Annotated in this window: 25 protein-coding genes; 15 read left to right on the top strand and 10 right to left on the bottom strand. The window is 72.6% G+C overall.

Going from position 1 to position 24,090, the window contains the following annotated elements:
- Nucleotides 1–48 precede the first annotated feature (48 nt).
- Complete coding sequence (locus BLW04_RS00820; protein ID WP_091536115.1) at nt 49–2,052, bottom strand: DUF6541 family protein; 2,004 nt, start codon at nt 2,050–2,052, stop codon at nt 49–51.
- 176 nt (nt 2,053–2,228) lie between these two features.
- Between BLW04_RS00820 and BLW04_RS00815 the strand changes: the two genes are divergently transcribed.
- Genes BLW04_RS00815 through BLW04_RS00805 form a run of 3 tightly spaced genes read left to right on the top strand, consistent with a single transcriptional unit; the run spans nt 2,229 to nt 4,719 of the window.
- The gene (locus tag BLW04_RS00815; protein ID WP_091536112.1) at nt 2,229–3,059 is read left to right on the top strand and encodes a galactan export ABC transporter permease subunit Wzm/RfbD; all 831 of its coding nucleotides are present in this window, start codon (nt 2,229–2,231) and stop codon (nt 3,057–3,059) included.
- A gap of 2 nt (nt 3,060–3,061) precedes the next feature.
- Entirely contained in the window at nt 3,062–3,823 is a 762-nt protein-coding gene (locus BLW04_RS00810) for a galactan export ABC transporter ATP-binding subunit Wzt/RfbE (protein ID WP_091536783.1), read from the top strand.
- The gene (locus BLW04_RS00805) at nt 3,820–4,719 is read left to right on the top strand and encodes a galactofuranosyltransferase GlfT1 (RefSeq protein WP_091536109.1); all 900 of its coding nucleotides are present in this window, start codon (nt 3,820–3,822) and stop codon (nt 4,717–4,719) included. The genes BLW04_RS00810 and BLW04_RS00805 overlap by 4 nt, the downstream gene beginning before the upstream one ends.
- On the opposite strand, the gene BLW04_RS00800 is transcribed toward BLW04_RS00805, so the two are convergent.
- Nucleotides 4,706–6,652 carry a glycosyltransferase gene (locus tag BLW04_RS00800; protein WP_091536107.1) on the bottom strand — a complete coding sequence of 649 codons (1,947 nt, stop codon included), beginning with the start codon at nt 6,650–6,652 and terminating at the stop codon, nt 4,706–4,708. The two genes, BLW04_RS00805 and BLW04_RS00800, sit on opposite strands and share 14 nt — an antisense overlap.
- A gap of 5 nt (nt 6,653–6,657) precedes the next feature.
- Entirely contained in the window at nt 6,658–7,845 is a 1,188-nt protein-coding gene (glf, locus tag BLW04_RS00795; RefSeq protein ID WP_091536104.1) for a UDP-galactopyranose mutase, read from the bottom strand.
- 131 nt (nt 7,846–7,976) lie between these two features.
- On the opposite strand from glf, the gene BLW04_RS00790 reads away from it, so the two are divergent.
- The 6 genes from BLW04_RS00790 to BLW04_RS00765 all read left to right on the top strand — a co-directional run bounded on the left by BLW04_RS00790 (nt 7,977) and on the right by BLW04_RS00765 (nt 12,991).
- Nucleotides 7,977–8,894, top strand: coding sequence for a glycosyltransferase family 2 protein (locus BLW04_RS00790; RefSeq protein ID WP_254780922.1), 918 nt, complete (start codon nt 7,977–7,979; stop codon nt 8,892–8,894).
- A gap of 4 nt (nt 8,895–8,898) precedes the next feature.
- Complete coding sequence (locus BLW04_RS00785) at nt 8,899–10,002, top strand: mannose-1-phosphate guanylyltransferase (protein WP_091536101.1); 1,104 nt, start codon at nt 8,899–8,901, stop codon at nt 10,000–10,002.
- Between the two features lie 59 nt (nt 10,003–10,061).
- On the top strand, nt 10,062–10,847 hold the full coding sequence (locus tag BLW04_RS00780) for a glycosyltransferase family 2 protein (RefSeq protein WP_091536098.1): 786 nt from the start codon (nt 10,062–10,064) through the stop codon (nt 10,845–10,847).
- Nucleotides 10,844–11,239 carry a DUF2304 domain-containing protein gene (locus BLW04_RS00775; RefSeq protein WP_091536095.1) on the top strand — a complete coding sequence of 132 codons (396 nt, stop codon included), beginning with the start codon at nt 10,844–10,846 and terminating at the stop codon, nt 11,237–11,239. The genes BLW04_RS00780 and BLW04_RS00775 overlap by 4 nt, the downstream gene beginning before the upstream one ends.
- A 46-nt stretch (nt 11,240–11,285) precedes the next feature.
- The gene (locus BLW04_RS00770; RefSeq protein WP_091536093.1) at nt 11,286–12,056 is read left to right on the top strand and encodes an SDR family NAD(P)-dependent oxidoreductase; all 771 of its coding nucleotides are present in this window, start codon (nt 11,286–11,288) and stop codon (nt 12,054–12,056) included.
- Nucleotides 12,057–12,235: 179 nt separating this feature from the next.
- Complete coding sequence (locus BLW04_RS00765) at nt 12,236–12,991, top strand: DNA-3-methyladenine glycosylase family protein (protein ID WP_254780920.1); 756 nt, start codon at nt 12,236–12,238, stop codon at nt 12,989–12,991.
- Here the strand turns inward: BLW04_RS00765 and rfbA are convergent.
- On the bottom strand, nt 12,988–13,851 hold the full coding sequence (rfbA, locus tag BLW04_RS00760) for a glucose-1-phosphate thymidylyltransferase RfbA (protein WP_091536091.1): 864 nt from the start codon (nt 13,849–13,851) through the stop codon (nt 12,988–12,990). The genes BLW04_RS00765 and rfbA overlap by 4 nt on opposite strands.
- Nucleotides 13,852–13,970: 119 nt before the next feature.
- Here rfbA and rfbB point away from each other — a divergent pair, with 119 nt between their 5' ends.
- Nucleotides 13,971–14,951: a dTDP-glucose 4,6-dehydratase gene (rfbB, locus tag BLW04_RS00755; protein WP_091536776.1), complete on the top strand. Its 981-nt coding sequence runs from the start codon at nt 13,971–13,973 to the stop codon at nt 14,949–14,951.
- Nucleotides 14,948–15,850, top strand: a complete 903-nt coding sequence (rfbD, locus tag BLW04_RS00750) for a dTDP-4-dehydrorhamnose reductase (RefSeq protein WP_217630778.1) — start codon at nt 14,948–14,950, stop codon at nt 15,848–15,850. The genes rfbB and rfbD overlap by 4 nt, the downstream gene beginning before the upstream one ends.
- A gap of 31 nt (nt 15,851–15,881) precedes the next feature.
- Here the strand turns inward: rfbD and BLW04_RS00745 are convergent, their stop codons facing one another.
- From BLW04_RS00745 to cofD, 4 genes are read right to left on the bottom strand one after another with little or no spacing between them, the layout of a single operon-like run.
- On the bottom strand, nt 15,882–16,118 hold the full coding sequence (locus BLW04_RS00745; protein ID WP_139306690.1) for a hypothetical protein: 237 nt from the start codon (nt 16,116–16,118) through the stop codon (nt 15,882–15,884).
- A 4-nt stretch (nt 16,119–16,122) separates the two neighbouring features.
- The gene (locus BLW04_RS00740) at nt 16,123–16,725 is read right to left on the bottom strand and encodes a dTDP-4-dehydrorhamnose 3,5-epimerase family protein (RefSeq protein WP_091536086.1); all 603 of its coding nucleotides are present in this window, start codon (nt 16,723–16,725) and stop codon (nt 16,123–16,125) included.
- A gap of 10 nt (nt 16,726–16,735) precedes the next feature.
- Complete coding sequence (locus tag BLW04_RS00735) at nt 16,736–17,821, bottom strand: coenzyme F420-0:L-glutamate ligase (protein ID WP_091536084.1); 1,086 nt, start codon at nt 17,819–17,821, stop codon at nt 16,736–16,738.
- Nucleotides 17,818–18,831: a 2-phospho-L-lactate transferase gene (cofD, locus tag BLW04_RS00730; RefSeq protein ID WP_091536081.1), complete on the bottom strand. Its 1,014-nt coding sequence runs from the start codon at nt 18,829–18,831 to the stop codon at nt 17,818–17,820. Before cofD ends, BLW04_RS00735 begins: the two co-directional genes overlap by 4 nt.
- A 397-nt stretch (nt 18,832–19,228) precedes the next feature.
- Here cofD and BLW04_RS00725 point away from each other — a divergent pair, with 397 nt between their 5' ends.
- Complete coding sequence (locus BLW04_RS00725; protein ID WP_175483860.1) at nt 19,229–19,504, top strand: WhiB family transcriptional regulator; 276 nt, start codon at nt 19,229–19,231, stop codon at nt 19,502–19,504.
- Nucleotides 19,505–19,732: 228 nt separating this feature from the next.
- Entirely contained in the window at nt 19,733–20,434 is a 702-nt protein-coding gene (locus BLW04_RS00720) for a hypothetical protein (RefSeq protein ID WP_254780919.1), read from the top strand.
- 18 nt (nt 20,435–20,452) lie between these two features.
- Here BLW04_RS00720 and BLW04_RS00715 read toward each other — a convergent pair whose 3' ends face one another.
- Nucleotides 20,453–21,589 carry a hypothetical protein gene (locus BLW04_RS00715; protein ID WP_139306689.1) on the bottom strand — a complete coding sequence of 379 codons (1,137 nt, stop codon included), beginning with the start codon at nt 21,587–21,589 and terminating at the stop codon, nt 20,453–20,455.
- Nucleotides 21,590–21,637: 48 nt separating this feature from the next.
- Nucleotides 21,638–22,096 (bottom strand): metallopeptidase family protein, encoded by a 459-nt coding sequence (locus tag BLW04_RS00710; protein ID WP_091536073.1) that lies wholly within the window; start codon nt 22,094–22,096, stop codon nt 21,638–21,640.
- A gap of 150 nt (nt 22,097–22,246) precedes the next feature.
- On the opposite strand from BLW04_RS00710, the gene BLW04_RS00705 reads away from it, so the two are divergent.
- The gene (locus BLW04_RS00705; RefSeq protein ID WP_091536770.1) at nt 22,247–22,597 is read left to right on the top strand and encodes a DUF3499 domain-containing protein; all 351 of its coding nucleotides are present in this window, start codon (nt 22,247–22,249) and stop codon (nt 22,595–22,597) included.
- 96 nt (nt 22,598–22,693) lie between these two features.
- Nucleotides 22,694–24,076 (top strand): phosphomannomutase/phosphoglucomutase, encoded by a 1,383-nt coding sequence (locus BLW04_RS00700; RefSeq protein ID WP_091536071.1) that lies wholly within the window; start codon nt 22,694–22,696, stop codon nt 24,074–24,076.
- Nucleotides 24,077–24,090 lie beyond the last annotated feature (14 nt).

The raw sequence follows: 24,090 nt of genomic DNA, 5'->3' as shown, positions 1-24,090 counted from the left end.
GGCGATCCAGCCCGTGCGCAGCCGGCCCGTCCGCGTGAGCGGTCCGGGTCAGCCGGTGGGGTCGGTCAGGTTGGGCCCCGGGAGCGTGCACGCCGGAATCGGCGCCGTCTCGTTCGGGCTCAGGTCCACGGCGTAGACCTGCACGCCGGGCGCGGTGTGGACGAGCTCCAGGGACGGTGACTCGTCGACGCCCACCAGGCCGGGCACCCGGCCGAAGTCCGGCCGGACGTAGCCGCTGCCGAGGAACACGTAGCGGATGTCCAGCTCCTCCACGGCCGCCCGGACGTCGGCGTCGGAGTCCAGGCAGTTGAAGTGCTCCAGGAGCAGCTGCTGCGTGGGTCCCATGGTCGGGATGACGCGTGGTTCCACGATGTGCCCGAAGAGCGGGTGCAACCCCGCGACGGCTGAGAGGTACGCCGATCCGTCCTTGGAGTCGTTCATGATCGTGCCGCCGCTCGAGTGCCGGGCCAGCCACAGCATGGCGGCCACCTCCGTGGCGTTGAGCGTCCGCTCCTGCCGGTAGTTCGGCTCCACCCGCGTGGCGTTGCTACCGGCGTAGAGACCGTTGGACCCGGCGACGACCAGGAGCAGGCCCGCCGCGACCAGGGCCCCGGTCGCCGTCCGGACGGTGACCCGTCGGCCCCGGGCACCCAGCACCCGGCGGAATCCGCGCTGCGCCGTCTGCGCGAGGGTCCACAGCCCGTGTGCAGCCAGCGGCGCAAAGCCGAGGACGGTGAGCGCGGCGAACCGCCACCGGTCGTTCCACCAGGGGCCGGTGACGGCGGCGACCAGCTGGCTGTCCGAAGCCGCGGCCATCACGAACAGCCCGAAGGTGACCGCCGCACCGCCGAGCCAGCCCCACATGTACCGCGCCCGGACCACGGTCAGCAGCCCCACGACGAGCAGCGCCGCCAGCCAGTACTGCGGGGCCGGGGCCTCGTGGTTGAGCAGCAGCAGGTCGCCGGCTGCCTGACCGGGGGACTCCACGGCCGGCCAGTCGATGTTTGCGGCCTCACCGGTGGTGATGGCGCCCCGGATGGCCGGTACGGCGGCGGCGACGGCCAGCACGCCCGCGGCCACGAGCACCAGCAGGTCAGGGGCGACCGTGCGAGGGGACCGCACCCAGCGCACGAGCAAGTAGACGATCACGAAGATCCCCGCCGACAAGGCCGTGCTGGGGTGGAGCCCCAGCAGACCCGCCGCGCTCAGCCCGAACAGCAGGGTCAGCGCCGGGCTCCGCCGCGACAGTGCGATGTCGAGCACCAGCAGGAAGGCTGGGATGGCGGCCACCCCGGCCGCGTAGGGCAGCAGGGGACCGCGCCAGAGCACGTCGTAGGGAAAGCTCGCGAACCCGGCCAGCAGGACGGGCGCGGTGGCGGTGACGGCCAGCGGCGCGCCCAGTCGGTGGAGCAGCCCCGCCAGGCCCAGGCCGGCCACGAGGCAGACCAGCATCGCCTGGCTGTTGAGCACCTCAAACACCGTGCCGCCGGTGAGGTCCTCGACGACGGCGGCCAGCCCGTGGAAGGTGTTGGGGTAGTAGAACGACGTGGATTCCCAGTCGTTGATCTGCCGCATCGCGGTCGGTGCCAGGTCCCCGGAGTCGGCGATGAGGCGCACCGCGCTCGCGTGGAACACGTAGTCCCAGTCCTGATTGGGGGCCCCCAGGCGGCCGAAGCCGGCGAGGAGCACCCCGGCCGACAGGAGCCCGCCGCCCGCCACCCCACCGGCGACGAGCAGGCCGCGCAGGCTGGGTCGCTGCGGGCGCTCGATCGCCAGGCGCTCGCGCCACGGGCGGGCGCGTCCGGTGGCAAGGCGGGCGGCGACGACCAGCAGCCCGGCCAATCCGGTGGCCACGACCAGGGCCACCGGATTCCAGGAGAAAGGCAGGAAGGAGGCGACCGTCGCTGAGGTCGTGATGACCCCGTAGCTGAACACCGGGGAGCACGCCAGGGCGGTGCTGGGGCGAAGACCGGCCAGTAGACCCAACGCCATTCCGGGCAGGGAGAGGGCCAGCAAGCTGACCACCGGGATGACGAAGGCGTGCAAACTCACGAACGGGGTCCAGTCTCTGGGGATCCAGGGCGATCAGCGCAACGGTACGTCAGCGTCCGCCTGCTCCCGGCCGTCCGCAGGTCTTCCGTACGACGTCCCACCACACTGGTCCCGCCTGCCTCACCGGGACGCGTCACCGGCCGGGTCGCCGCCCCCGCCCATGTAGCGTTCGCGGCATGGCTGCAGTGACTGCGACCGTCACTCTCGGGCGCGCGCTGGCTGATCTCAGGAACGGCTGGGCCATGCGTCCCCTGTGGGGGCACCTGGGATGGCAGGACATCCGCCAGCGCTATCGCCGGTCGATGCTCGGTCCCATCTGGATCACGATCAGCATGGCGGTGACCGCGATCGCCCTGGGAATCCTCTACGCCGGCCTGTTCGGCAACGACCTCTCGGTGCAGCTGCCCTACATCCTGGTCGGGTTCATCGTCTGGGCGTTCATCAGCGGGTGCATCACCGAGGGCGCCGAGGTCTTCATCGCCAACGAGGGCCTGATCAAGCACCTGCCCTCACCGCTCAGCGTGCACGTGTACCGGCTGGTCTGGCGGCAGACCCTGCTGTTCGCCCACAACCTGCTCGTCTACGCGGTCATGCTCATCGTGTTCCCGCAGCCGCTGCACTGGACCGACCTCGCCGCGATCCCGGCCTTCGTGCTCCTGGCGCTCAACGGCGCGTGGGTCGCGCTGCTGTTCGGCATCGTGACGACCCGCTTCCGTGATCTGACGCCGATCACCCAGAGCGTGGTCCAACTGCTGTTCTTCCTGACGCCGATCGTCTGGATCTACGGCGACCTGCTGAACAGCCCGAACCCCTCGATCGCCGAGCGTGCCCGGCTGGCGGAGTTCAACCCGCTACTGCACTTCGTGGAGATCATCCGGGCGCCCATGCTCGGTCAGGACCAGGTCCCGCGGCACTGGATCGTGGTCCTCGCGATCACCGTCGTGGGCTGGGCGCTGGCCCTGTTCGTCCTTCGCAAGTACCGGTCCCGCGTCGCGTATTGGGTGTGAACGTGTCCACGAGCAGTCAGCAGGTCAGCATCCTCACCAAGGACGCGTCCGTCGACTTCCCCATCTTCGACGCCAAGAGCCGCTCGCTGAAGAAGACGGTGATGGGGCTGGTCGGTGGCAACATCGACAGCGGGGCGCGGGTGCCGATCATCGAAGCGTTGCGCGACATCAGTCTGCACCTGGAACACGGCGCCCGGGTCGGTCTGGTCGGGCACAACGGCGCCGGCAAGTCCACCCTGCTGCGTCTGCTCGCCGGCATCTACGAACCGACCCGCGGGGTGACGGAGATCCATGGTCGCGTCGCGCCGGTCTTCGACCTGGGCGTGGGCATGGACCCGGAAATCTCCGGGATCGAGAACATCATGATCCGCGGCCTCTTCCTCGGCATGACCCGAAAGCAGATGGAGACCCGGGTCGACGACATCGCGGAGTTCACCGAGCTCGGCGACTTCCTCGGCATGCCGTTGCGCACCTATTCCACGGGCATGCGGGTCCGGCTCGCCCTCGGTGTCGTGACGAGCATCGACCCGGAGATCCTGCTCCTCGACGAGGGCATCGGCGCCGTCGACGCGGCCTTTCTGGAGAAGTCCAAGCGCCGCCTCTCCGAGCTCGTGGACCGGGCCGGGCTGCTGGTGTTCGCCTCCCACTCCGACGAGTTCCTCCGCGAGCTGTGCGACACCGCCATCTGGATGGAACACGGCCGGGTGCGGCAGCAGGGAGAGCTGGAGGAGGTCCTGGCCGCCTACCGGACCTCACGGCAGTGAGCACTCCCGACGGCGACCGGGTGGTGGCGGTCATCGTCACCCGACACCGGCAGCGGCTGCTGGCCCTCAGCCTGGCGGCCATCGCCGGCCAGACGCGGCCGGTGGACCACGTGGTCGTGGTGGACAACGGTCCCGACCAGCCGGCCCGTGACGTGGTGGACGCCAGCGGCCTGCCGGTCACCTACCTGCCCAGTGAGCGCAACCTCGGCGGTGCCGGCGGGTTCGCCCTGGGGATGCTGCACGCGCTGGCGCTGGGCGCGGACTGGGTCTGGTGCGCCGACGACGACGGCCGTCCGGCGGACGACACGGTGCTGGCCACGTTGCTGGCCACGGCGAGGCGGCACGGCCTTGCCGAGGTCTCACCCCTGGTCACCGACATGTCCGACCCCGACCGGCTGGCCTTCCCCCTGCGCCGCGGGCTGCGCTGGCGACGGGCCCGCAGCGACTTCAGCGGTCTGGAGGTGCTGCCCTCCTACGCGTCGCTGTTCAACGGGGCCCTGTTCACCGCCGCCGCTCTCGACGTCGTCGGTGTCCCGGACTACCGGCTGTTCTTCCGGGGGGACGAGACCGAGGTCCACCGGCGACTCGTGCGCTCGGGGCTGTCGTTCGGCACCGCCGTCCAGGCGGCGTACCTGCACCCGCAGGGCACGAGCGAGTTCGAGCCCATCCTGGGCGGCCGGCTGTCGGCGCAGTACCCCACCGACGAGGTCAAGCGCTTCTTCACCTATCGCAACCGCGGCTACCTGATGGCCCAGCCGGGCATGCGCTGGCTGCTGCCCCTCGAGTGGGTGCGTTTCTCCTACTTCTTCCTCGTCCACCGCCGCGACCCGGGTGCCTGGCGCAGTTGGCTGCGCCTCACCCGGGCCGGGCGGCGGGAGAGGTTCACGCGCCCCTGACGTCCCCGGCGAAGGCCTTGCCCCAGTTCTCCAGCGAGGTCAGCTCGTCCAGGTGCTCCCGGTACTGCTCACGGAGCGCCGGGAACTCGCGAAGCAACCGGGCGTGCAGTCGGACCGACTGTCGCAGCATCCGCCAGAAGGTGTCGGGCTCCCGACGGCGGAACGTGACACCACGGCCATCAGCCGTGCCCACGGTCGCGCTGTCGAGCCGCGACAGCAGGAACCAGCGGGCGTCCTGGGCGGAGATGTTCATCTCCGGCCGCTCGGCGGTGCCCGGCTTGGGGGCGCGCAGGTTGTGCGACAGCGCGGCCAGCAGGGTGCGGCCGATGGTCCCCGGGGTGGTCGGCGGCTTCATGAACCGCTCCGCCTTGACCGCTCCCATGGACGGGAGGGGCAGGTCCGAGGAGGAGGCGACCACTCGGCCATCGGGGTAGTCGCCCTGGTGCTCCAGCGCCGTCGGCAGGGCGGTGGGCAGCAGCGGGAAGAGCCGGTCGGGGCCGGCGAGGAAGTCCTCGTACGCCCGGTGGTGCAGCGACGCGGTGGCGTACTGCAGCATGATCAGGAACTTCAGGTCGAACTTGAAGGTGTCCCGCAGCAGCGACCCGCCCCGCTTGTACGGGCTGTGCAGCGCAGCCGCGACCAGCCTGTTGCGGGTGTGGAAGTAGGCCTGCCACCCCGCGGTGTCGTCCTTGTCGCTCCAGGACAGGTGCCACACCGCAACGCCCGGCAGCGTCGTGGTCGGGAAGCCCCGCTCGCCGGCGCGGATGCCGTACTCGGCGTCGTCCCACTTGATGAACAGCGGCAGGGCCAGACCGAGCTGCTCGATCGCCACGCGGGGGATGAGGCACATCCACCAGCCGGAGTAGTCGACGTCGATGCGCCGGTGCAGCTGAGGCGACTTGCGCAGGCTCTTCCTGGCGAAGTCGTGCCCGTACTCGGTGTTCGGGGCCGCCCGCCAGAAGAACTTGTCCATGGTGACGACCTCGCCCATGGTGTGCAGGACTGACCGGTCCTGCAGGGCGAGCATCTGACCGCCTACGAGCATCGGCCGCTTGGCGAAGCGGGCGAACGCGTAGGCGCGGGCGATGCTGTCCGGTTCGAGCTGGACGTCGTCGTCGAGCAAGATGTGGTGCGTGGCGTCGGTCGACGTCTGCATCTCGTACATCGTGCGCGAGAAGCCGCCGCTGCCGCCCAAGTTCGGCTGCTCGACCAGCAGCATCCGGTCGCCCAGGGCCGCCGCCGCGGCCGCGAACCCGGTCGCGTCACGGACCTTCTTGTTGCCCTGGTCGGCGACGACGACCCGGTTGATCAGCTCGACGACGACGGGATCGTCGGCCAGCGCCTGTAGAGCGGCCACGCAGTCGTCGGGTCGGTTGAAGGTGCAGATGCCGATCGAGAGGCGGGTCTCGTCGGACGGCGCCAGGGGGGCCGACCACGCCCCCTGGTGGAGGGTGAAGGTGCCGTCGTCGGCGGTGACGTCGAACCAGTACCAGCCGCCGTCCTCGAACGGCGTCAGGTCCAGATCGAACTCCAGCCGGCGCCGCTCGCCCGAGGTGGCCACGCCGGTGACGTGGATGACGCTTCCGTCGGCCTTGGACCGGTAGACGTCGATGCGCCCGGGGCCGGAGACGTCCAGGCCGAGGATGACGGTCGGCAGCACCGTCCACCGGCGCCAGTAGCTGGCCGGGAAGGCGTTGAAGTACGTCGCGAAGGAGACCTCGTTCCCGGCGGCGACGGTCGCCTCGGAACGCGAAGCGGACTTGACCCGCTTGGCGCGCTCCTCGTCGACGTACAGCGAGCGGACCTTCAGGGGGTCACCGGGGCGGGGCAGGATGACCCGCTGGAGCAGGGTGACTGCCTTCTGGGAGGAGAGGTCGGCGGCCGAGGGCTCACTGACCCGCTCGGGCGACACCGCGGAGTCGGTCGTGGTCATGGTGCTCAGTCCTCCAGGCGGCCGTCGAGCGACCCACCCTGGTCGAAAAATGGGCGGATGCGGTTGTCGAACATGCTCAGTGCTGAACCGATGGCCATGTGCATGTCCAGGTACTTGTATGTGCCCAGGCGCCCGCCGAAGAGCACGCGCTTGTCCGCGGCCTCCTTCTTCGCGAGTTCGCGGTAGGTCTCGAGCTTGGCCCGGTCCTCCGGGGTGTTGATCGGGTAGTAGGGCTCGTCACCGGTCTCGGCGAATCGGGAGTACTCCCGGACCACGACGGTCTTGTCCTTGGGGTAGTCCCGCTCCGGGTGGAAGTGCCGGAACTCGTGGATCCGGGTGTAGGGGACGCCCTCGTCGGCGTAGTTCATCACCGAGGTGCCCTGGAAGTCGCCGATCGGCAGGACCTCCTGCTCGAAGTCCAGGGTGCGCCAGCCCAGCTCGCCGGCCTGGTAGTCGAAGTATTTGTCGATCGGCCCGGTGAACACGGTCGGGATGTCGGTGGGCAGCTCTCCGCGCACGTCGAAGTAGTCGGTGTTCAGCCGCACCTCGATGTTGGGGTGCTCGGCCATCCTGGTCAGCCAGGCGGTGTAGCCGTCGACCGGCAGGCCCTCGTGGGTGTCGTTGAAATAACGGTTGTCGAAGGTGTAGCGCACCGGCAGCCGGGCGATGACCTCGGCGGGCAGCTCGGTGGGGTCGGTCTGCCACTGCTTCTTGGTGTACCCCCGGATGAAGGCCTCGTACAGCGGGCGACCGATGAGCGAGACCGCCTTCTCCTCCAGGTTGGCCGCGCTGGCGGTGTCGACCTCGCCGGCCTGCTCGGCGACGAGCTCTCGCGCCTCGGCGGGGGAGAGGCTCTTACCGAAGTACCCGCAGATCGTGGAGAGGTTGATCGGCAGGGAGTACGTCTGGCCGGAGTAGACGCTGAAGACCCGGTGCTGGTAGTCGGTGAAGTCGGTGAACCGGTTCACGTACTCCCACACCCGCTCGTTCGAGGTGTGGAACAGGTGGGCGCCGTAGCGGTGGATCTCGATACCGGTCTCGGGCTCGGCCTCGGAGTAGGCGTTCCCGCCGAGGTGGTCACGGCGGTCGATGACGAGCACCCGCTTGTCCAGCTGGGTCGCCACCTGTTCGGCGACCGTCAAGCCGAAGAAACCGGAGCCGACGACGACGAGGTCAGGGCTTGCTGTAGTCACGCTTCGCGACCATACCGGCGGGTGGGTGATCGGACCGGATGCACGGGGGGCGGACATCCCACCCTCCTCATCTGCCCCGCCGGACCCGCGCGGTGACCAGTGGCACGGAGCCGGCCGCATACGCTCGCCGCGTGGACGCAGCACCGGGACCCCGACCGCTGCGGGTGGTGGCGGTGACCTACTCCCCGGGGGACACCCTCGGAGGCTTTCTCACCTCGCTCGCGGAGGCGACAACCCAACCGGTGGACGTCGTGCTGGCCGACAACGGCTCCACCGACGGGTCGCCGGAGCGTGCGGCCGCGGAGAACCCGCATGTGCGCCTGCTGCCCACCGGCGGCAACATCGGTTACGGAGCGGCGGCGAACGCCGGACTGGCCGATGTGCACGAGGGTTGGGCGCTGGTCGCCAACCCAGACGTCCGCTTCGAGTCGGGATCGGTCGACGAACTGCTGGCCGCGGCGGAACGGTGGCCGCGGGCGGCCACCGTGGGCCCGGCGATCCGCACCCCGGAAGGGGAGCTGTACCCCTCGGCCCGCGACCTCCCCGCGCTGGGCACCGGCATCGGGCACGCGCTGTTCGGCTGGGTGTGGCCGGCCAACCCGTGGACGGCCCGCTACCGGCGGGAGCGCGAGGCCCCCCGCGAGCGGCCGGCCGGCTGGCTGTCCGGGTCCTGCTTCCTCGTCGACCTGGCCGCCTTCCACTCCGTCGGCGGCTTCGACCCGGGCTACTTCATGTACTTCGAGGACGTCGACCTCGCCGAGCGGCTTGGCCACCGCGGCTGGCTGCACGTCTACGTGCCCTCGGCGGTCGTCGTCCACGAGGGTGGGCACGCCACCCGTCGGGAGCCGCACCGAATGCGGCGGGTCCACCACACCAGCGCCCTGCGCTACCTGTCCAGGCAGTATCCCGGCCGGCGGAACGCGCCGCTCCGGGCTGCCCTGCGGTCCGGGCTGGGCGCCCGAATGCTGATCTCCTACGTCAGCGGGCGGGTGGCTTCGGGCGCGCGCTTCCAGCGCGCAGCCGGCGAGCTCGACTCCCGGAACGGCTGATCGGATGCGACACGCGGTGATCATGGCGGGGGGATCGGGGATGCGGCTGTGGCCGCTGTCCCGGGCGCAGCGGCCCAAGCAGCTGCTCGACGTCATCGCCGACGCCGACGGCGGGGGAGCGCACAGCCTGCTGGCCGAGGCGTTCACTCGGCTGCAGGCGGTGCTCCCGACGGAGCAGATCTGGGTCTGCACCGCCGCCCGGTACGGCGACCTGGTGCGCGCCGCGCTGCCCGAGCTCGGCGCCGACCGGCTGGTGCTCGAGCCGGTTGCCCGGGACACCGCCAACGCAGTCGGGTTGGCCGCCGCGCTGGTCGCCGACGTCGACCCCGACGCCGAGCTGGCCGTGGTCAGCTCCGACCACGTGATCCGGCCGGTGGAACGGTTCGCCGACGCGCTGCGCACCGCCTACGACGTGCTCGCCGTCCGGCCGAGTGCCCTGGTCACCCTCGGCGTCACCCCCACCTCGCCGGCGACGGGGTTCGGCTACGTGCAGAAGGGCGCGCCGATCGAGGTGCCGGGCGCGGCCGAGGCGGCGTCGTTCCGGGAGAAGCCGGACCGGGCGACCGCCGAGCAGTATCTGGCCAGCGGCGAGTACGTGTGGAACTCCGGGATGTTCGTCTGGCGCGCGCAGACGGTGCTCGACGCCCTTGCCGACCACCTGCCGGAGTCGGCGGCTGGGCTGGCGGCGATCGTCGCGGCGCCGGCCGGTCCGGAGCGCGACGCCGTCCTTGCCGAGGTCTTCCCGACGCTGCCGAAGATCAGCGTCGACTACGCGGTGCTGGAGCCGGCGGCCACCCAGCCCGGCCGGGTGGCCGTGGTCGACCTGGACGTCGACTGGCTGGACGTCGGATCCTGGCCGGCGCTGGCGCACACCTTGGAGACCGATGCGGCGGGCAACGCCGTCCGCGGGCTCACCGTGCTGCTCGACAGCAGCGGCAACGTGGTGCTCAGCGACGACCCCGCGCACCTGGTCGCCCTGGTCGGCGTGCGCGACAGCGTGGTCGTGCACACGGCCGACGTCACGATGATGTGCCCGGTCGGCGACGCCGAACGCGTGAAAGAGCTGCTTGCTGCAGTGACGGAAGGTGCGGGGGAGCGCTTCGCCTGACCGTGCCCAGCGCGTTGCGTCCCCATGCTGAGGTCCTCGGCCGTCTACGCTCCGTCCCGATGAGCGCAGTCGGAGAAGGTGCGTGGCAGTCCGGCGAGCGGAACGGGCTCCACGTCGCGACGCCGCCTGAACTGGCCACGGCGCCGCCCCCCGGGCCGTGGGACGACACGGTCGTGATCGTGCGCGTCTACAACGAGGCGCCGGTGGTCCGCGGGGTGATTGCCGAGTTGGTGGCCGAGGGGCTGCACGTCATCGCCGTCGACGACGCCAGCACCGACGGATCGGCCGAGCAGATCGACGCGTCCGGCGCGCTCCGCGTCAGCCACCCGGTCAACCTGGGAGCCGGCGGTGCCCTGCAGACGGGGTACGAGGCCGCGCTCCGGTTCACCACCGCGCGCTACATCGGGTGCTTCGACGCCGATGGCCAGCACCAGATGGCGGACCTGCTCGGGATGATCCGGCGGATCCGGGAGGGCTACGACGTCGTCATGGGCTCCCGCTTTCTCGACCAGAAGACCGAGATGAGTCCGTTGCGGCGGATGATCCTCCGACTGGCGGCCAAGCTCATGAACCGCAAGTCGGGCACCAAGCTCACCGACGCCCACAACGGTCTGCGGCTGATCACCCGCGAGGTGGCGGCGAGCATCAAGCTCGCCCACTCCGGGATGGCCTACGCCTCCGAGCTGGAGGAACACCTGACCCGACCGGGTCGGCGGATCGTGGAGTACCCGGTGCACATCCTCTACACCGACTACTCGCGCTCGAAGGGCCAACCCCTGCTCAACAGCGTGAACATCCTCGCCGACACCGTCGCGCACCGAATCAGCCATGGGAGGCGTCGGTGATCATCAAGTGGCTGCTCGTCCCGGCGTTGATCTTCGCCGTGTGGTTCTCGCTGCGCTCCCGTGCATCACTGCGGGGGCAGGCGCGCCGCAAGATCCTGGCCGGCATCACCGTCGTGGTCGGAGTGCTGGCGGTCATCTTCCCCAACGCCACCCAGCAGCTGGCCGACTGGGTGGGGGTGACCCGTGGTGCTGACCTCTTGTTGTACGTGCTCGCCCTCCTGCTCATCTACATGATGGGCAGCACGGGGGTCCGGTTCCGCGAGCAGGAGGCGCGACTGGTCCGGCTGTCGCGCGAGGTTGCCCTGGCCGAGGCGGAGGCACGCGTGGGCATGCGGGCTGCGCAGGACCACGAGCCGTCGCCCGGCGTGACCGGCAGCGGCGCCGGGCACTGACCGGGCCCTCGCCGTCCTGCCCCGCGGCGCAACTAATCTCCCGGGCATGAAAAGCATCGACGTCGCCGCGGTCGTCTCCGGGGGTGCCTCCGGGCTCGGCGAGGCCACCACCCGCGCGCTGGCCGCCCGGGGGGCCGCCGTCACGATCATGGACCTGCAGGCCGACCGCGGACAGGCCCTCGCGGCCGAGCTGGGCGGCCACACGACATTCGTGCGCACCGACGTCACCGACGAGGCCTCCGTGCAGGCGGCGATCGAGGACGCGACCGGCAAGGACCGCCCGCTGCGCATCGCGGTGAACTGCGCCGGCATCGGCTACGCCGCCCGGGTGCTCGGCCGGGACGGCTCCGCCCACGAGCTGGTGCCGTTCACCCGGACGGTGACGGTCAACCTGATCGGCACCTTCAACGTGCTCCGGCTGGCCGCCGCCGCGATGGCCCGCACGGAGCCCGAGGAGGACGGCGAGCGCGGCGTGATCGTCAACACCGCCTCGATCGCGGCCTACGACGGGCAGATCGGCCAGATCGCCTACGCCGCCTCCAAGGGCGGCATCGTGGGCCTGACCCTGCCGGCGGCGCGAGACCTGTCCTCGGTCGGCGTCCGGGTGTGCACCATCGCGCCGGGTCTGGTCGACACCCCGCTGCTCGCGGGGCTCCCCGAGGAGGCCCGGACGGCGCTGGCCGCCGGCATCCCGTTCCCCAAGCGACTGGGCCGCCCCGAGGACTTCGCCCAGCTCGCCCTGGACATCGTCGAGCACGGCTACCTCAACGGCGAGGTCATCCGGATGGACGGCGCGCTGCGGATGGCCCCCCGCTGACGGCAGCGAGGAGCACGACCACCAGCGCGCCCGCGCACGAGTCGGTCTGGCGGCCGGACTGGCCGGCCGACGTCCGCCGCGCCCTGTCCCGGGACCGGCGGGGCACCGGCGACCCCACACTGCGCTACGCCGAGGACGGGATCTGGCGCACGACCACCACCCCCGACGGGCCGGCGACGGTGCACCTGTCCGGGAACGGCGGAGAGGTCCGGGTCGCGGCCTGGGGCCCGGGCGCCGGCTGGGCGGGGAGTGCGGTGCCGCGCTGGCTGGGCGCCGCGGACCCGTGTGCGGAGTTCCGGCCCGATGAGCACCCGCTGGTCGTGCGGTTGCACCGCAGTACCCCGTGGCTGCGACTGGGCAGCACCGGGCGGACCTGGGACGCGCTGGTCCCCGCCGTCCTGGAGCAGAAGGTGACCGGCCTCGAGGCGCACCGCACCTGGCGGGAGCTGCTCCGGCTGGCCGGCGAGCCGGCCCCGGGGCCCGCGCCGGCGGGCATGCGGGTCGTCCCGTCCGCGCAACGGGTGCTCGCGGTGACCGACTGGGAGTGGCACCGCTGCGGACTGGACGGCGCCCGCCGCCGGGCGCTGCGGGCGGTGGCGAGCGTGGCGCACCGGCTGGAGCCGGACGACGGCTGCGACTCCCCGACGCTGCAGCGCCGCCTGCATACCGTGCCGGGCATCGGCGTGTGGACGGCGGCCGAGGTGGTGCAGCGGGCGCTGGGCTGCCCGGACACGGTCAGCGTCGGCGACTACCACCTGAAGAACCTGGTCGGCTGGTCGCTGGCCGGCCGGAAGACCGATGACGTCGGGATGCTGCAGCTGCTCGAGCCCTGGTCGGGGCACCGTCAGCGGGTGGTGCGGCTGCTGGAGGTGGGCGGCAGCATGCCGCCCAAGCGCGGACCTCGGATGGTCCCCACCCAGTACCGCGGGATCTAGCCGGCGAGCAGGCCCAGCAGGTAGTCCCCGTAGCCGCTCTTGGCCAGCGGCTCCGCGACGGCCCGCAGACCGTCGTCGTCCAGCCAGCTGTTGCGCCAGGCGACCTCCTCGATGCAGCCGATCTTGAGGCCCTGGCGTTCCTCGACGACGGAGACGAACTCGCCGGCCTGGCGCAGGCTGGTGAAGGTACCGGTGTCCAGCCAGGCGGTACCGCGGTCCAGGACGGTAACGGTGAGCCGGCCCTGGCGCAGGTAGTGCTCGTTGACGGAGGTGATCTCCAGCTCGCCGCGGGCGCTTGGGGTGATCGTGCGGGCGACGTCGACGACGTCGGGGCCGAAGAAGTACAGGCCGGGAATGGCGTAGGAGCTCTTGGGCTCGGCGGGCTTCTCCTCGATGGAGGTGACCCGGCCGGTGCCGTCGAACTCCACCACGCCGTACTCGCCGGGGTTGGCCACGTGGTAGGCGAACACGTGCCCGCCGTCGGGCTCGGGCATCCGGGAGAGGGCGGTGCCCAGGCCGGCGCCGTAGAAGATGTTGTCGCCGAGCACCAGGGCGGCGGCCTGCCCGTCGAGGAACTCTGCGCCGATGAGGAACGCCTGCGCCAGGCCCTCGGGTACGGGCTGGACGGCGTACTCGATGCGCATGCCCAGCTGGGAGCCGTCGCCCAGCAGCCGCGCGAAGGCCGCCGAGTCACCGGGGGTGGTGATGACCAGGACCTCGCGGATGCCGGCCATCATCAGCGTGGACAGCGGGTAGTAGATCATCGGCTTGTCGTAGACCGGCATGAGCTGCTTGCTCACCCCGAGGGTGATGGGCCACAGACGACTACCGGTTCCCCCGGCGAGGATGATCCCGCGCATGGGGAGACGTTATGGGGCTCCATCGGGGGACGCTCCCGCCGAGCCGTCTCGACTCCCCCGTGGTAGGTCCTGGGCTGGGCATTCCCGTCCGCGCCGGTGCAGCAACTAGCGTGCAGGTCATGCGCGTCCTGGTCACCGGCGGAGCGGGCTTCATCGGCTCGCACTACGTACGAACAATGCTCGCGGGTGGCTATCCCGGCTACGAGGACGCGCAGGTCACCGTCTTCGACAAGTTGACCTACGCCGGGAACCTGGCCAACCTCGCCCCGGTCGCCGACTCCCCGAACTACACCTTCGTGCGCGGCGACATCTGCTCGGCCGCGGACCTGGACGCCGCCCTGCCCGGGCACGACGTGGTGGTCAACTTCGCGGCCGAGTCACACGTCGACCGCTCCATCACCGGCGCAGCCGGTTTCGTGCTGACCAACGTGCTCGGCGCCCAGCAGGTCTTCGACGCCGCCGTCCGGCACCAGGTGCCCCGGGTGGTGCACGTGTCCACCGACGAGGTCTACGGCTCCATCACCGAGGGCTCCTGGACCGAGGACCACCTGCTGGAGCCGAACTCCCCGTACTCGGCGGCCAAGGCGGGCAGCGACCTGATCGCTCGCGCCTACGCCAAGACCTACGGCCTGGACATCTCGATCACCCGCTGCTCGAACAACTACGGGCCCTACCACTACCCGGAGAAGGTCATCCCGCTGTTCGTCACCAAACTGCTCGACGGTCACAAGGTGCCGCTGTACGGCGAGGGCGCGAACGTCCGCGACTGGCTGTTCGTCGACGACCATTGCCGCGGCATCCAGCTCGTGCTGGAGAAGGGCGCGGCCGGGGAGTTCTACAACATTGGTGGCGGCCGGGAGCTGTCGAACAAGGAGCTCACCGAGCAGCTGCTGGCCGCCACCGGCCGCGACTGGTCCTACGTGGAGAACATCGTCGACCCCCGCGGCGGCGGCCACGACCTGCGCTACTCCGTCGACTTCACCATGACCGCCGCCCTCGGCTACGCCCCCCGGATGAGCTTCGAGGACGGCCTGGCGCTGACCGTGCAGTGGTACCGGGACAACCGCGCCTGGTGGGAACCGCTCAAGGTGCGCGCGTGAGCTCCTCGCCGCCGGTATCCTGGCTGGTGACCGGCGCCACCGGGCAGCTGGGCACCGACCTGCGAGCCGTGCTCGCCGGCCGGGACGGCGACACCGTCACCGCGCTGGGCCGGGCGCAGCTGGACCTCACCGACGAGGACGGCGTCCGTGCCACCGTGCGCGGCTGGCTGGTCGCGGCCGAGGGCCGCGGGGACCGGCCGGTGCTGCTCAACGCCGCTGCCTACACGGCCGTCGACGCTGCGGAGGCCGACGAGGACACCGCCGCCCTGCTGAACGGCACCGCCCCCGGCTGGCTGGCGCAGGAGCTGGCCGGTCGCGGCCGGCTGGTGCACGTCTCCACCGACTACGTCTTCGACGGCGCTGCCACCACTCCCTACGGCGCCGGCGACACCCCGGCCCCCCGCACCGCCTACGGCCGCACCAAGCTCGCCGGGGAACGCGCGGTTGCCGCCGTGGACGATGACGCCGTCGTCGTCCGCACCGCCTGGGTCTACGCCGCCCACGGCAGCAACTTCGTGCGCACCATGCTCCGGCTCGAGGGCGAGCGGGACACCGTTCCCGTGGTGGCCGACCAGACCGGCAGCCCCACCTGGTCCGCGGATCTGGCCGCCGGTCTGGTCGAGCTGGCGGCCACCGGCACCCGGGGGGTGCTGCACGCCACCGACGCCGGCAGCACCACCTGGCACGGTCTGGCCCGCGAGGTCTTCGCCCGCACCGGTGCCGACCCCGACCGGGTACTGCCCACCACCACCGAGGCCTTCCCCCGGCCGGCGCAGCGGCCTGCCTACAGCGTCCTGGACCCGGCCAGCTGGACCGCTGCCGGCCTCACGCCACTCCCGGCGTGGCAGCAGTCGTTGCAGGTGTGCCTCGACCAGCTGAGGTCGCCCGGGGCGGCCTGAGGACGCGGGCGCTCCGTACGAGACGGCGCGGTCAGCCGGACGACCCGCGGCCGGGGGCCAGGGCGAGGCGGCCCACCGCCAGCATGCCCAGGGCCCAGCCCGCGACCACGAACGGGTCGCCGGCGTGCACGCCGTGATCGTGCGTCACCGCGACAACCACGGGGCCGTCGCTGACGTACTTCCCGGTCAGCAGAAGCAAGGCGAAGCCGGTGAGGACGCCGGCCGCCACCAGGACACACAGCCAGTGGAGCAGTCGGGGACTCCGCACGGACTCAGCCTGCCCGCAGTTCCGCGTACCGCGCGGAGCACTGCGCCATCGTCGGCAGCAGTTCCTGCTCCCGGGCCTGGGCGAGCGTGGGGGCGGCGAGGTCCTTGGCCGACAGCTCGAGCTCCACGTCGGCCGGCCAGGGCAGGTCCAGGACGGAGTCCATCGGGTGGATGCCGAATTCGCGGCCGGGGGAGTAGCCGGTGGACACCAGGTAGGTCACCGAGCTGCCGTCGGCCAGCGACACGAAGGCGTGCCCCAGCCCCTCGGCCAGGTACACCGCCCGGGGCTGCTCGCTGTCGAGCACTACCGAGTCGTGCACACCGAACGTGGGGGAGCCGACCCGCACGTCAACGACCACGTCCAGCACCTTTCCAGCCGGGCAGTACACGTACTTGGCCTGTCCCGGCGGCACCAGCGCGAAGTGCACGCCGCGCAGCACGCCGCGGGCGGACACGGAGTGGTTCGCCTGGGCCAGCGTCAGCCCGAGGCCGGTCGCCTCGGCCAGCACGTCGGCCCGGTACCACTCGGTGAACCGGCCGCGGGAGTCACCGTGCGGCACCAGGTCCAGCACATAGCTGTCGGGGACGGCGAGCTCGTGGATCTCCACGGCGGGCAGGCTAATCGAGCGAGCCGGGCTGCTCCTGGGCGGAGTCGTCGGCGCCCAGCCAGAGCCGGCCCACCAGCGAGGAGGCGCCCGGCGTGCTCACCGGCTCCCAGCGGGTCGCCCAGCCCTCGGCGCGGAGGTGCACCAGGACGGCGCCCAGCACGGCCCCCAGGGCGATGGCGGTGGTCCGGGTGACGGCGTCAGCGAGGTGCACGTCGATGCCGCCGTCGCTCTCCCGGCCGTAGGACAGCACGACGGGGAACTCCGGCAGCGCGACCGCGGCGATTCGGAAGGCCTCGGCGACCGCGTCGAGGTCCCCGGGCCGGGGGGTGATCCGCTCGGCGGGGGCGCGACCGGCCACCAGGTCGCGGCTGCCGAACGGGAACAGGTCGCCGGCGCCGAGCCGGACCAGCGGGCGGGCGCCGGCGTCGTCGCCGGCCGGGTCGGGCAGCGCCAGCCCGCGGACGACGGCGACCGGCACCCCGGCCAGCTTGCCCTTCACCAGGTCCGCCGCGGCGGCGAGCTCGTCGACCAGGGCGACCTGCGTGGTCTCCAGCCGATTGCCGTACGCGTCGACCTCGCCGCGCAGGTCCAGCAGAGCCGGGACCCCGGCAGCGCCGACCGCGACGTCGGTGAGCCCGTCGCGCCACGGGCGGCCGAACGTGTCGCTGACCACGACGCCCACCCGCACGCTCAGCAGCCGGCCCAGGCCCGTGCGGAGTTCCCGGGCCGAGGCGTCGGCGTCGGCGGGCAGCAGGACCAGGCTGTCGGCGGCCACGTTGGAGGCGTCGATGCCGGCCGCGGCGACCACCCAGCCGTGCCGGGTCTCCACGATCCGCAGCGGTCCGCGGCGGGCGACCACCCGGACGGTCTCGGCATCGACCGCGCGCTGGCGGGCCGCCTCCCGGTCGGTGCCCGGCTCGACGTGGACGAGGTTGCCCTCGACCTTGGAGACGACCTTGGAGGTCACCACCACGACGTCCCCGTCGGTCAGCCACGGGGCGGCGGCGGCAATCGCGGCGGCCAGGTCGTCGCCGGGCGCGAACTCCGGCAGGCCGAGCACCGGGAACACCGAGTAGCCGGCAGCCGGCTCGGTCATCGGCCGCCGGCCCCGTCCCGGGGCCCGCCCTGAGCGTGCGAAGGGTGGGGAGGACGGGGTCCTTCTACCGCGGCGTCCAGCGCGGCCCGGGCCAGCGCCTCGGTGGTCTCCGGCGAGCTCATCAGCAGCGGCACCGGGCGGACGTCGACGCCGGGGACGGAGGCACCATCGCCGGTCTGCACCAGCCAGGCGTCGAGCAGGCCGCCGTCGGAGCGGGCGCCGTAGTGGCGACCCACGCCCTCGGCGCTGACCTCGACGCCGACGACCGGCAGGCAGCGGTCGGCCATGCCGCGCACCACCTCGCCGCCGACGATCGGGGACACGCCCACGACCCGGCCGGCCGTGCCGCGCAGCGCCTCGCGGATGCCGGGGACGCCGAGCACGGTGCCGATGGAGACCACCGGGTTCGACGGGGCGAGCAGGACGGCGTCGGCGCCGGTGAGGGCCTCGACGACGCCGGGGGCCGGGCGGGCTCTGTCCACGCCGACCTGGACGAAGGCGCTGGCCTCCAGCGACGCACGGTGCCGGACCCACCACTCCTGGAAGTGGATCGCCTGCGGCCGCCCGGTCTCGGGGTCGGCCACGACGACGTGGGTCTCGACCCGCTGGTCGCTCATCGGCAGCAGCCGGACGCCGGGCTGCCAGCGGGTGGACAGCGCCGCGGTGACCTCCGAGAGGGGGTAGCCGGCGTCCAGCATGCGGGTGCGGACGAGATGGGTCGCGAGGTCGCGGTCGCCGAGCCCGAACCAGGTCGGCTCGGCGCCGTAGGCAGCCAGTTCGTTCTTGACCGTCCAGCTCTCACCGCGCCGGCCCCAGCCGCGTTCCTCGTCGATCCCGTTCCCCAGCGTGTACATCACGGTGTCCAGGTCGGGGCAGATCCGCAACCCGTGCATCGTCACGTCGTCGCCTGTGTTCACCACCACGGTGACGTCGGCGCCGGGCGCCGCGGCGAGCACCCCGCGCAGGAAACGGGCGCCGCCCACGCCTCCGGCCAGCACGACGATCTGCACCGGTCCATGGTGCCTGATGGGCAGAAGTCGACCGCAGGACCCCGGGGGGACCGGTCGAGGGCCGATCGATCTGGACGAAACCTGTGCGCCGGACTGGGCAGAACCTGACTGCCCCGGCGGCGTGTCGAGGTGGATCGTGACCCCCCGGGGACCAGGGGTGACGGGTGGGACCGGAGTGGTCCGGCGTTACACCCCGTCAACTTGACCCGGCCTTCACGACACGCGTGTAATTCCAACGTTGTCATCAGGCGCTGGCCGCTCGGGAACCGCCCGGGAAGGCTCGCCGGAACGAGACGTGAGGGGACGCATCGTGATGGCTGAGGTGTCGTGGTTGAGCGAGTACAACAGCGCAGCGGCCGGTTCCGCGCCGTCCGCCTACGTGGCCGACGTGCTCGGCATGAGCCCGCAGGGCGGGGCGACCTTCGACGCCGGCCTGCCCGGGGGGCTGCTGGACGAACAGGGCTGGCAGGAGAGCGCGCTGTGCGCCGAGACCGATCCCGAGGCGTTCTTCCCGGAGAAGGGCGGCTCGACCCGCGAGGCGAAGAAGATCTGCACCGGCTGCGAGGTTCGCTCCGAGTGCCTGGAGTACGCCCTGGGCAACGACGAGCGCTTCGGCATCTGGGGCGGCCTGTCCGAGCGTGAGCGGCGCCGCCTGCGTCGCCGCGCCGGCTGAAGAAGGACCCCTCCTGGAGAGAGGACCCCTTCCTGGGTCACCTCGCAGGCTCGGGGACGCCCTGGAGGCGGCCGAACCTCCCGGTGTGGTCGACTGACTCCCGTGGTCACCCGGGTCGCCGTCGGACGCACCCGAGTGGTCCGCGAGGTCCGTGCCGCGGCACCCCTCATATCCGACCTCGCAGCGCCTGTCACCGCCCGTGGGCCGTGGCTGACCGCCGTGCTGAACGTGCAGTCCGCCTCCCTCGTCCCCTCGGGCCGCCCCCGGGCGGTGGTGGTCGAGCAGCACCGGCAGGGCCGTCCCGACGGGGCGGCCCTGTTGTCGTTCTCCCGCCGGGGCCCGGCCACCGCGGTGACCCTGCTGGGCGACGCCGTCGGGCCCGTCCCCGGCGGCCGGCCGCCGAGCCGCCTCCTCGCGCGGGACGACGACGTCGCCCGCCGGCTCGCCGAGGGTGTGCTGGAAACTCTCGACCGGCTCCGCGGCCCGTGGACGATGCGCCTGGGCGGCCTACCGCTGGGCGACCCCACCGTGCGGCACCTGGCCGCCGCCCTGCCGTCGGCCTCGCTGGCCAATGCCCGCAGCCGCCGGCTGGTCGACGAGCTCGACTCGGTGGCCGACGTCGTCCGTACGACCGACCCGGCCGGGCTGGACCGCTGGCTGCCCGCCGTGCTGGACCGGCTGCCCGCGCCCGACCGGCCGTTCGTGCGCGCCAGCGCCCGCCTGCACGCCGCCGTCGGCGCCCTCGAACTGGCCGTCGTCCCGGGGGACGATGCGCCCGCGGCCCTGCTGCTGACCCTGCTCGACCCCGTCTCCGGCGACCGGTGGCCGTGGTGGGGCGCCTCCGCCGTGGGCGGCCTGCGCCGCGAGCTCGGCTCGCCGGTGGTCACCCTGACCGCCTCGGCCGGCCTGCGGGTGCTCGGACGCCGCTGACCGTGCGGCGCTATCGGCTCAGCCGGCGTACTGCAGCACGTTGACGCCGGGCACCGGCGTGCTGGGCGCGCTGTCCAGGCCGATCCGCACCACGCCGCTGGCCGCCGCCACCCCGCCGCGAACCGCGCCGGCGGGGGAGATCGTTGCGGTGAGCTGGTAGGCCCGCCCGGTGTAGGCCGGCGACGAGCCCTTGAACCGGGTGTAGGTGGGGAACAGGCCGAGCACGTCGAGCCTCTCGCCGTCCCGGCTGACCTGGAGGGCAGGGCTGGCGAGGTCGGCGTACTCGGTCAGTGAGCGGCTGCAGCCGGCCGCCATCGGGTCGGCGGGCGGCTCGTCGGTCAGGCAGTTGAACGTCGGCAGTCGGACGTGGGCCAGCGCCTGCGCTCCGTCGCTGCTGACGCTCAGGCTGGGATAGGTGACGGTGAGCCCGACGGCGCGCTGCTCGAGCAGCACGCCACCGAAGGTGACGCTGGCCGCGACCCCGTCGTCGCCCAGCGGCACGGAGCTGAAGGCCAGCGCCGCTGCGGCGGTCTCGGTCGTCGTCTCCGGTGCCACCGTGGTCGGGACGGCCGGGTCCACGCCCGCGGCGGCCGACCCGGTCGGTGCCGTTGCCGGCGCGGTGGTGCCGGCGGTCGCCGCGCCGGCAACGGCGGAGGTGGCTGCGGCGGAGGTGGGTGCGGTGGAGGTGGTGTCGGCCGGGCCCCGGCCGGCGGTCACTGCGACCACGACCGCCAGGACGACGAGCACCACCGCGGCCACCACCATGGCCAGCACCGCCGACCGCGCCGAGGGGCCGCCCCCGGCGTCGCCGGTCGACGGCGCGGACACCGTGGACGCCGTGGCCCCGGTGCGCGGCGCCGAAGGGGCCCGGGAGGTGCTGGGGGCAGGTGTGCCCGGCGGGTGCTCGAGGAACCCGGGCAGGTCGTCGACGAACGGGACCGTCCCCCGCAGTGCGCCGCCCGCTGGCGGGACCGGCGCGTCCGGAGGGAGTGCCGCCGTGGGTGCGGGCCGGGCGCTGTGTCGGCGGCCGGTGAGCCGGGCACCCAGCAGGCCCAGCGCGATGCCCACCGCGACGGCCAGGACCACCCAGGCGGTCAGCGTGGCCGTGGACACCGAGGCGAGGGCGGCGCCCGAGGCGAGGTTGTGCGTGCTCATCCCCGGCAGCATGGCAGTGGCGCCCGGCCGGTTCCGGGGAGGACCCGATCAGCCGGGGGGATCGATCTCCTCCGGGTCGCGGCCCAGCAGCACCGCGACCTGGTCGACGACGACGTCGCGGACCAGGTCGGCGAGGTCGTCGCGGTCGGCGGCGCGGATCTCCAGGGGCCGCCGGTAGACCACGATCCGGGCGGGGTGCTCCCGGCCGTCCTCACGGTGGGCGGGCAGCACGCGGGCGAGCGGGACGCTGGCGTCGTCGAGCACGTCGGCGTCCAGCACGACCTCGTCGGGGCTGCTGTGGTCGACCCAGGGCACGTCCTCGACGGCGAACTCCACGCCGGCCAGCTCGCGCTCCCAGCGCCGCTCCAGCTCCTCGACGGCGTCGAGCACCAGGTCGTCGAATTGTTCCGCGCGGCTGCGGGACAGCGGCACGGTCGGGGGGACGAGGCGGCCGCGCAGACCGCGGCCGTGGCGGTCGCGCCGGGCGCGGGCAGGAGAGCGGGACATCGCGGGTGCGAGCGTACGGGTCGCCGCCCCACCCGGACCCCTTCGCGCCCCGCCGGGAGGTGTCCCGCGGCACGCGCGCGGCGTTTCCGGTGTGCCTGCGCCCCAGATGGACGAATCGCGGTTAGTGTGCCGATCTGTGAGGACCCGGTGGTGAGGCAGTCACGTCGCTGCTCGCGCAGCGGCTGCGCGCAACCGGCGGCGGCGACCCTGACCTACGTGTACGCGGAGTCCACGGCCGTCGTCGGTCCCTTGGCGACCTACTCGGAGCCGCACAGCTACGACCTGTGCGAGTTCCACGCGGAGCGGCTGACCGTCCCGCGCGGCTGGGAGGTCGTGCGGCACGAGATGGACGCCGACGACGCCGGGCCGACCGGCGACGACCTGCTCGCGCTGGCCGACGCCGTCCGTGAGGCGGCCCGGCCCGAGCCCGTGCGCAACCCCGCCGACGACGGCAGCGGCACGCGGCGCGGGCACCTGCGGGTCCTGCCCAACCTTCCCTGAAGAAGGACCCGCTGCCCCCCACCGCTCGCACGCTCGCGGCGGGACCCTGCAGCGGGGCCGACGCGGGATGCCGGGCTCGCCGATAGGGTCGTCCGCGTGTCAGACCTGTCGTCGATCATCAAGGCCTACGACGTGCGCGGGGTGGTGCCCGACCAGTGGGACGTCGACGTCGCGCGGGCCATCGGTGCCGCGTTCGCCGAGTTCGTGCACGCCGAGACCGGAGCTCCCGCCGTCGTCACCGCGCACGACATGCGGGAGAGCTCGGTTCCGCTCTCCCGGGCTTTCGCCGAGGGCGTGCTGGGCCGCGGGCTGGACGTCGTCGAGGCCGGACTGGGCTCCACCGACATGCTCTACTTCGCGGCCGGGTCGCTGCAGCTGCCCGGTGCGATGTTCACCGCCAGCCACAATCCGGCGCAGTACAACGGCATCAAGCTCTGCCGGGCCGGCGCGGCGCCCATCGGCCGGGACTCGGGGCTGGTGCAGATCCGGGAGTGCGCCCAGCGGCTGGTCGACGGCCGGGACGGCGTCTTCGACCGCAGGCCCGAGCGGCTCGGCTCGGTCAGCAGCCGCGACCTCGCCGCCGAGTACGCCGGCTACCTCCGCCAGCTGGTCGACCTGTCCGGCATCCGCCCGCTGAAGGTCGTCGTCGACGCCGGCAACGGCATGGGCGGGTTCACCGTGCCCGTGGTGCTGTCCGGTCTTCCGCTGGACGTCGTCCCGATGTACTTCGAGCTCGACGGCACCTTCCCCAACCACGAGGCCAACCCGCTCGACCCGGCCAACCTGGTCGACCTGCAGGCCGCGGTGGTCGAGCACGGCGCCGACATCGGACTGGCCTTCGACGGCGACGCGGACCGTTGTTTCATCGTCGACGAGCGCGGGCAGGCGGTCAGTCCCTCGGCGATCACCGCCCTGGTCGCCGTCCGAGAGCTGGCGAAGGGCCGGGGCACCACGATCATCCACAACCTGATCACCTCCAAGGCAGTGCCGGAGATCGTCCGGGAGCACGGCGGCGAGCCGGTGCGTACCCGGGTGGGGCACTCGTTCATCAAGGCCGAGATGGCCCGCACCGACGCGGTCTTCGGCGGCGAGCACTCGGCGCACTACTACTTCCGCGACTTCTGGCGCGCCGACACCGGCATGCTCGCCGCGATGCACGTGCTCGCGGCGCTGGGCGAGCAGTTCCGCCCGCTGTCGGAGCTGACCGCCGAGTACAGCCGGTACGCAGCCTCCGGGGAGGTCAACTCCACGGTGGCCGACGCCCCCGGGCGGGTCGCCGCGGTCCGCGCGACCTGGGGCTCCCGCGAGGGCGTGACCCTGGACGACCTGGACGGGCTCACCGTGCAGCTGCCCGACGGTGCCTGGTTCAACCTGCGGGCCAGCAACACCGAGCCGCTGCTGCGGCTGAACGTGGAGGCACCGGACGAGCCGCGGATGGCGGCCGTGCGCGACGAGGTACTGGAGATGGTGCGGTCATGACCGGTCCCGAGACG

The organism is Modestobacter sp. DSM 44400 (assembly GCF_900107175.1).
Taxonomy (GTDB): Bacteria; Actinomycetota; Actinomycetes; order Mycobacteriales; family Geodermatophilaceae; genus Modestobacter.
Note: the sequence above shows the minus strand (reverse complement) of the source record. Positions and strands in the feature narration are given on the sequence as shown.